The 7,721-nt window shown below is 60.5% G+C and carries 9 protein-coding genes and 1 pseudogene; 7 read left to right on the top strand and 3 right to left on the bottom strand.

Going from position 1 to position 7,721, the window contains the following annotated elements; all coding sequences use genetic code 11:
- The 7 genes and pseudogenes from JCM12296_RS30780 to JCM12296_RS30800 all read left to right on the top strand — a co-directional run.
- Positions 1-527, top strand: a 527-nt coding sequence (locus JCM12296_RS30780) for a TolC family protein (protein ID WP_172684197.1), incomplete at its 5' end; no start/stop codon positions are given.
- An 83-nt stretch (positions 528-610) separates the two neighbouring features.
- A complete protein-coding gene (locus JCM12296_RS30785) occupies positions 611-1,450 on the top strand; it encodes an efflux RND transporter periplasmic adaptor subunit (RefSeq protein ID WP_054701063.1) in 840 nt (279 codons plus the stop codon).
- Positions 1,408-1,794: a permuted SH3 domain-containing protein gene (locus JCM12296_RS30790; RefSeq protein WP_054701066.1), complete on the top strand. Its 387-nt coding sequence runs from the start codon at positions 1,408-1,410 to the stop codon at positions 1,792-1,794. The genes JCM12296_RS30785 and JCM12296_RS30790 overlap by 43 nt, the downstream gene beginning before the upstream one ends.
- Positions 1,787-3,082 carry an efflux RND transporter permease subunit gene (locus JCM12296_RS48460; RefSeq protein WP_281492216.1) on the top strand — a complete coding sequence of 432 codons (1,296 nt, stop codon included), beginning with the start codon at positions 1,787-1,789 and terminating at the stop codon, positions 3,080-3,082. Before JCM12296_RS30790 ends, JCM12296_RS48460 begins: the two co-directional genes overlap by 8 nt.
- A gap of 32 nt (positions 3,083-3,114) precedes the next feature.
- Positions 3,115-3,762, top strand: coding sequence for an efflux RND transporter permease subunit (locus JCM12296_RS48465; RefSeq protein WP_281492217.1), 648 nt, complete (start codon positions 3,115-3,117; stop codon positions 3,760-3,762).
- Positions 3,759-4,933: pseudogene (locus JCM12296_RS46370) on the top strand (efflux RND transporter permease subunit). The gene JCM12296_RS48465 and the pseudogene JCM12296_RS46370 overlap by 4 nt, the downstream one beginning before the upstream one ends.
- A complete protein-coding gene (locus JCM12296_RS30800; RefSeq protein WP_054701069.1) occupies positions 4,930-5,607 on the top strand; it encodes a YkgJ family cysteine cluster protein in 678 nt (225 codons plus the stop codon). Before JCM12296_RS46370 ends, JCM12296_RS30800 begins: the two are co-directional and overlap by 4 nt.
- Positions 5,608-5,755: 148 nt before the next feature.
- Here JCM12296_RS30800 and JCM12296_RS30805 read toward each other — a convergent pair whose 3' ends face one another.
- The 3 genes from JCM12296_RS30805 to JCM12296_RS30815 all read right to left on the bottom strand — a co-directional run bounded on the left by JCM12296_RS30805 (position 5,756) and on the right by JCM12296_RS30815 (position 7,454).
- Positions 5,756-6,661, bottom strand: a complete 906-nt coding sequence (locus JCM12296_RS30805; RefSeq protein ID WP_157068046.1) for a nitrilase-related carbon-nitrogen hydrolase — start codon at positions 6,659-6,661, stop codon at positions 5,756-5,758.
- 7 nt (positions 6,662-6,668) lie between these two features.
- A complete protein-coding gene (locus tag JCM12296_RS30810; RefSeq protein WP_306304174.1) occupies positions 6,669-7,049 on the bottom strand; it encodes a secondary thiamine-phosphate synthase enzyme YjbQ in 381 nt (126 codons plus the stop codon).
- Positions 7,050-7,136: 87 nt separating this feature from the next.
- Positions 7,137-7,454, bottom strand: coding sequence for a TusE/DsrC/DsvC family sulfur relay protein (locus JCM12296_RS30815; protein ID WP_054701071.1), 318 nt, complete (start codon positions 7,452-7,454; stop codon positions 7,137-7,139).
- Between the last annotated feature and the right edge of the window lie 267 nt (positions 7,455-7,721).

Consider the following 7,721-nt stretch of genomic DNA (forward strand, 5'->3'; position numbering starts at 1 on the left):
CCCGCGCCAACCGATTACCGAAACTGGAGTTGAACGCCGACGCGCAATTCGGACCCGCCGACCTGGAGCAGTTGCTCGATACCTGGCTGCTCAGTTTGGCCGCGCGCCTGACGGCACCGATTTTTGACGGTGGCCGCTTGGCGGCGGCGGTGGACCATGCCGACGCCCAGGTGGACGAAAATTTATGGGCCTACCGTCTGACGGTGCTGACGGCCGTAAAGGAGGTCGAGGATGCGCTCGAGAACGAAGCCCGGCAGTTTGAGTATTTGAAGGGGCTGGAAAACGTCATGGATGCGGCGCGTCACGGTTTCGAGGAGGCCGTCCAGCGCTATCGGCGCGGACTGAGTGACTACCTGCCCGTATTGACCCAGTTGATCGCCCTTCAGGATCTCGAGCGGGACCTGATTGCGCAGCAGGAGACGCTGATCCGGTATCGGATTTCCCTGCACCGCGCCCTGGGCGGCGGGTGGCGCGGACTGCCCGATGAGATGGTTGCGCCCCAGACCGTTGTTGAGGACCAAGGATAAACCTTAAATGAACGAACCGATACCCGACCTTCGGAAAAAATGCTCTCCCGGATCCCCCTGTCGTATCCCGCCTGCGAACCCCGGTGATCTGTATCATCATTCTTGCCCTCGGACTCGCCGGCGCCGGCTACATCAAGCGGTCGGCCCCCCAGGCGCAAAAGCGTCCGCCGCAGCGAACCGTCCTGCGGGTGAGCACGCAACCGCTCTTTCCCGATTTCCACCAGGTAACCGTTTCCGCCATGGGCGTGGTCATCCCGGCCAGAACCATTACCCTGAAATCGCGCGTGGCGGGTCAGATCCAATCCGTTCATCCGGAATTTGTCGAAGGGGGGCTGATCCGGGCCGGACAGAAGGTTTTGAAGATCGATCCCCAGGATTATCAATTGGCCATTGCCCGCCAGGAGAGCGCCGTGGTCGATGCCGAATACGCCCTCAAGGTCGAGATGGGCTATCAGGAGGTGGCCCGCCGGGAATGGGCCCTGCTCAAGCCTGACGCGGCAAGCGATAAGGAGGATGCCGAGCTGGCCCTCCGGAAGCCCCATCTGGCCAAGGCGAAATCCGATCTGGCGTCGGCGCGGGCCCAACTCGCCCAGGCCCGTCTGGATCTGTCGCGCACCGATGTGCGGGCGCCGTTCAACGCCGTGGTGCGGGTCAAGCATGTGTCGGTCGGCTCCCAGGTGTCCACCCAGGATGCCTTGGCCGACTGGTGGGAACCGATGCCTATTGGATCCAGGTATCCTTGCCGGTGGAGCGTTTGGATTGGATTCAAATTCCGCGGACGCAGACGGAAAAGGGTGCGCATGCGACCGTTTTCTACCGCGGCAGCCAGCGCCACGGAACCGTGGCCCGTCTGCTCAGCGATTTGGAAACCGAGGGCCGCATGGCCCGGATTCTGGTCTCGGTCGAGGATCCGCTCGGATTGAATGCCCCAACCGGCCAGGGCACACCGTCGCTGTTGATCGGCGAGTATGTGCGCGTGGAAATCAAGGGCCGCCGGCTTGCCGATGTCTATCGCATTCCCAGAACCGCCCTGCGTGACAACAACACCATCTGGCTTCTCTCAAAAGACAATCATCTGAAGATTACACCGGTGGAGACGGTATGGCGGGATGCCGACTATGTGCTGATGAAAAACGGCATTGCTCCCGGCCAGCGGCTGATCGTCTCGGATCTGCCCATGCCGGTGGACGGCATGCCGCTCATGGAGGCGGATGGCGGTGCAGGAAGCCAGCCGGATCAACCCGCAGCCGGGGGCGCCAATGGATAGAGACCAGCTGGGACCCGAATCGGAAGGGGATCGCCGAAAGTCAGGGCCGATCGCCTGGATGGCCGGGCATACCGTGGCGGCCAACCTGTTGATGGTCGTTTTTCTGGTGGGCGGGCTGATTTTCTCCGGTCAGATCAAAAAAGAGGTGTTTCCCGATTTCGAACTGGATATGGTGACCATCGCCATGAGTTACCCCGGCGCCAGTCCCGAAGAGGTCGAACGGGGGATCATTCTGGCCATCGAAGAGGCCGTTCAGGGGCTCGACGACATCAAGGAGGTCACTTCGGTGGCCCGTGAGGGGTCCGCCACGGTCACGGTCGAAATCGTCGAGGGCAAGAACATCCAACGCGTGGCCCAGGATATCCAGAACGCCGTGGACCGGATCACTTCCTTTCCCGACGAGGCCGAGGATGCCCGGGTGACGATCAACCAGCGCCGTCGCTATGTGGTTTCCCTGGCGCTGTACGGCAACCCCGGAGAGCGGATCCTGCGGGAAACGGCCGAGATGGTTCGCGACCGGTTGCTCCAGGATCCGGGTATCACCCAGGTGGATCTTGCCGGCATCCGCGATTACGAAATCAGCATTTCCGTTCCCCAGGCCACCTTGCGGGCCTATGGCCTTACCCTGGAAGGGGTGGCCGCGACGATCCGGCGGGCGGCCGTGGAACTCCCCGGCGGGTCCATCAAAACCGAAAGCGGGGATGTCCTGGTGCGCATGACCGAACGGCGCGATTTCGGTCCTCAATTCGCCCGCATTCCGATCATCACGGCCAATGACGGCACCCAGGTTCTTTTGGGGGATATCGCCGAGGTGGAAGATGGCTTCGAAGACACCGACACTTTCGCCACCTACAATGGCGAGCGCTGTATTCTCATCGATGTCTACCGGGTGGGGGAGCAGACGCCGCTGGAGGTATCCGACGCCGTGCGCGCCAATATGGCGGTGATCCGTCCGGATTTGCCGCCGGGGGTCCATTTGGTGCCGCGCAACGACCGTTCCGACATCTATCGTCAGCGCATGGACCTGATGCTGCGCAACGGCTATTTCGGTCTTGCCCTGGTGTTCATCCTGCTGGCAATTTTTCTCGAGCCGCGCCTGGCCTTCTGGGTCAGCATGGGCATTCCCATCTCGATTCTCGGTTCACTCTTTTTCCTGCCCGCCGCCGGGGTGAGCATCAACGTCATGTCCATGTTCGCCTTTATCGTCACCCTGGGCATCGTGGTGGACGATGCCATCGTGGCCGGCGAGAACATGTATCATCACCATCAGCCGGTAAATCCTGGCTGAGGGCCGCAATCGCCGGTACCCGCGAGATTGCCATGCCGGTGACTTTCAGTGTGTTGACCAACATTGTGGCCTTCTCCCCGCTTTTTTTCGTTTCGGGCATCATGGGGAAGGTCTTCCGTCAGATCCCCGTGGTCGTGGTGGCGGTCTTCGCGGTCTCGCTGATCGAAAGCCTCTTGATTCTGCCGGCCCATATCGGCCACCGCAAACTCCGTCCGGAAACCGGTCTTCTCGGATGGATCCTGCACAAGCAGGAACGCTTCAGCCATTGGTTTTCGCGGCAGGTGCACACCCGCTATGGCCCTTTGCTCGGCCTGGCCTTGCGCAACCGCTATATCGTGATCAGCCTGGGGGCCGCGGTGCTGATGCTGACGATCAGTTTTATTCAAAGCGGCCGCATGGGATTCGAGCTTTTCCCCAAGATCGAGTCCGACTACGCCTTGGTGACGGCCGTACTGCCATACGGCACGGCGGTTCATCGGACCGAGGCGGTCCAGCGGCGCCTGGTGGACACGGCCCGCCAACTGGTCGCGGAAAACGGTGGGGATAAGCTGGCCGAAGGGATCTATGCGGTGGTTGACGCCAACGAGACCGAGGTGCGGATTTATCTCACCCCGCCGGGCGTGCGCCCCATCTCCACGGCCCAACTGACCACCTGTGGCGGGAGCGGGTGGGGGCGATGACCGGATTGGAGTCGCTCAAGTTCGAATCCGATGCCGGCGGGCCGGGCCGCGGGGCGGCCATTGCCGTCGAATTGAGTCATCGGCGGGTGGACGTGCTGGCCCGGGCCAGTGCCGACGTGGCCGAGACCCTGGGCTTTTTTCCCAATGTGAGCGATATCGACGACGGCTACTCACCGGGTAAACGTCAGCTCGACTTTAAAATCCGGCCGGAAGCCCGCAGCCTGGGATTGCGCGCCCAGGAAGTGGCCCGTCAATTGCGCTATGCCTATTACGGCGCCGAGGCCCTGCGCCAGCAGCGGGGGCGCAACGAGGTCAAGGTCATGGTCCGCCTGCCGAAGAACGAACGCGTTTCGGAACACGATCTGGAGCAGATGATCCTGCGCACGCCGGCGGGCAAGGAGATCCCGCTCCTTGAAGCCGTGGATGTCCGCCAGGGAAGGGCCTACACGACCATCGACCGGCGCAACGGCCGGCGGGTGGTGACCGTGACCGCCGATGTCCATCCGCGCAGCCAGGCCGACCGGGTCATGGGCGCCTTGATTGGCGAGACCCTGCCGGCCCTCAAGGAAAAGTATCCCGGACTGACCTACAGTTTCGAGGGCCGTCAGGCGGATCGGCGGGAAAGCATGCACAGCCTGATGGTGGGCTTGATGTTTGCCCTCTTGGTGATCTATGCCATGCTGGCGGTTCCCTTCAACAGCTTCATCCAGCCGATCATCATCATGGTTTCGATCCCTTCGGGATCGTGGGGGCCGTTGTCGGCCACATGATCATGGGCTACAGCCTGAGCGTGATGAGCATGTTCGGCGTGGTGGCCCTGTCGGGCGTGGTGATCAACGATTCACTGGTGCTCATCGATTTTGCCAACCGTCAGCGGATGCTGGGAGAGTCTGCCGGGGATGCTATCCACCACGCCGGGATTCACCGTTTCCGGCCGATTCTGCTCACCACCCTGACCACCTTCGGCGGGCTGGCACCGATGATTTTCGAAACCTCCCGGCAGGCGCGTTTTCTGATTCCCATGGCGCTTTCCCTGGGATTCGGAATTCTCTTCGCCACGGTGATCACCCTGATTCTGGTGCCCAGCTTTTACCTGGTGGTCGAAGATCTGCGACGACTGTTTCGCGTGACCGATCCGCTTATCCCCCATCCCACGGAGGAGACCCGATGACGGCAACCGGCATAGAACCCCATGGGCAAACCGGTTGCCGGCGATGCGGCACCTGTTGCGAGAAGGGCGGTCCGTCGCTGCACCTGGCCGACAAACCGCTGGTCGTCGACGGGCAAATCCCGGCGCGCTGTCTGTTTACCCTGCGCAAAGGGGAACGGGTGCGTGACAATGTGGCCGGCACGCTGGTGCCCCTGGAACGTGAGATCGTCAAGATCAGGGGGCGGGACGGCCGCTGGACCTGCTGCTTCTACGATCGTGATCAGCGGGGCTGCGGGATCTATGCGTCACGACCCCTGGAATGCCGCGTTTTGGATTGCCGCGACACGCGGGGCATCGAGGCGGTGTATGCGGTCGATCGGCTGACCCGCGAGGATCTGCTGGCGGAAGTGCCCGGATTGTGGGAACTCGTCCAGGACCACGAGCGTCGGTGCGCCTATGATCGCCTGTCCGCGCTGGTGGCCCGGGGCAATGCGGACGGGCGCTATCGAGAGGAGACGGCGATCCTCGAGATTCTGCGTTTCGATGCCCACCTGCGCCAGTTGATGGTCGAAAAGGGAACGGATGCCGAGATGCTCGATTTTATTTTCGGACGTCCCTTGGCGGCAACGATCGGCCAGTTCGGCATTCGACTGGTCAAGGCGGGGAGCGAGTACCAATTGCTCCCTGACGAATGATTGACGGATTCGTAAAAAGCCCGATATCGGCGTTACGCCTCATTCCTCTGGATTCGCAAGCCTTGATCTCGGGCTTCTAAGGAAGTAACCCACAATGGGTGACTTCCTGAACCTGGATATTTCCCCGTAAGACGGGGTAGGCTGCTTTTTACGAGTCCATCAATGATTCATTCCGCTTCTGGTATGGGCGGTTGGCCGCGTCAGTACCGATTTCCGAATCAAGGTCCTGCGTGAGTGTTTTCTGCCGATATAGAGCCGGCCGCCGATTGGGCAGGAAGTAACGCATCCGGTGGTTGCGCACATGCGCGATCTGGGTGGCTTTCAGGTCGACGACCAGCATGCCCGAGCTTCCCGTCAAAAGCGTGTCGATGATTTCACCGGAAGGTGAAAGAATCACCGCGTTGCCGGGAAAATGGAGGCCGTTGGCGTTGTCGCCGATTTGGTTGCAGGCCACCACGAACAGGGCGTTGTCGAAGGCCCGGGCGGGCAGGTGGCGCATCCAGGACTGGTGCTTGTCCGCCGCCTGACCGCGCGGAGAGGCGTGGGGCAGGAAGATGACATCCGCGTCGGCCTCGGCCATGCGGGTGGACAACTCCGGAAAATGGGCATCGTAGCACAGCTGGATACCGAAGCGGACGCCCGCCCAGTGAAATACCGGGAGATGGTCGCCGGCCTGGAAACAGGCGGCTTCAGGAGGGGCCAGGTGCAGCTTGCGATAGATTCCGGTGCGTCCCTGGGGCGTGATGATCATGTGACTGGCATACAGGGAACCCTCGTGGGTCTTTTCGGCGAACCCGACCAAAAGGGCCAATTGCGTTTCCCGGGCCAGCTGGATCAACGACCGGACCTCCCTGCCGTGGGCGTGGATGGCGTAATGCCGGGCCTTCCGGTGGTGGCAGTAGCCGGTCAGGTTCATTTCCGGGAAGCATACCAGGGTGGCACCGCGTTGGCTGGCGCGAACCGCCCAGTGGCGGGTTCTTTCCAGATTGTGGTCCACGGCCCCCACCGGGCAGCGGCAGACTACGGCGGCGATACGGATGTTTTGCTGCATCATGCCCCAATCAGGTGGATGTCCAGTTTCCGCGTTCGCGGGCCGTCGAATTCACAGAAAAAATGCCTTGCCAGGTCCCCAGCACCAGTCGCCCGTTTTCCACGGCCACGGTTTCCGATGCACCGATGATGGAGGCTTTGAGGTGCGCCGGTGAATTGCCCTCCATATGGCGATAGGCCGCTTTCCAGGGAACCATCTGGTTGAGCACCATGAGGATATCCTCGCGCACCGCCGGATCGGCGCTTTCGTTGATGGTCACCGCTGCGGTGGTGTGTGGCACGAAGACCATGCACAGGCCGTTTGCCAGGCCGTTGTCAACCACTTGCTGCTGAATCAGGGCGGTCACATCGATCATCTCGGTTTGGGCGTGGGTTTTAATTGTCAGACGCATAATCTAAACCCCTTCGGCCTAAAAAGCCAAAAAAAAGGCTCCGCTTGTTTTCAAGCGGAGCCTTTTAAATCTGGATCGGGTGCTGGATTAGACGCAGCCGGTGGGTTTCGGCAGACCAGCCATCTTACAGGCTCCCTTTCCGGGGCCGGAGGGGAACAGCTCGTAGATGTGTTTCAGTTTGAAGCCGGTCACTTTGGAAAGAACGCGGACCATGGGGGCGATGCCGTTTTTCTCATAGTATTCGCGAAGCACGGATACGACCTTCTTGTGTTCTTCATTCAGCTCGTCGATACCTTCTTCTTTCTTGACGTACTGAACCCATTCTTCGGACCAGTTGGTGTAATCATCAATGAAACCATCTTCGTCAACGGTAAAGCTTTTTCCACCAAATTCGACTGTCGGCATGTTACTCAATCCTCCTTTACAGATTTGTTAGTAATTTCGGCGAACTGCCGTTTAAATTTTGGGTTTGGAGTCCCAACTTAGTAGCGAATTAAGCATTCAATGTCAATATGAAATCATAATCACTCGCCGTTATTGAAAGTCCGGCGGATGCCGCCATGGTGTGAACATGCCGATGTTGGCTATAATATGGATATCGAGCAAATTGGCCATTTCTGGATGGGCACTGGTTAGTATTCCCTCGGCGTCCGATTAATCTGGTTCAAGGTG

The sequence above is a fragment of the Desulfosarcina cetonica JCM 12296 genome, assembly GCF_001311845.1.
Taxonomy (GTDB): domain Bacteria; phylum Desulfobacterota; class Desulfobacteria; order Desulfobacterales; family Desulfosarcinaceae; genus Desulfosarcina; species Desulfosarcina cetonica.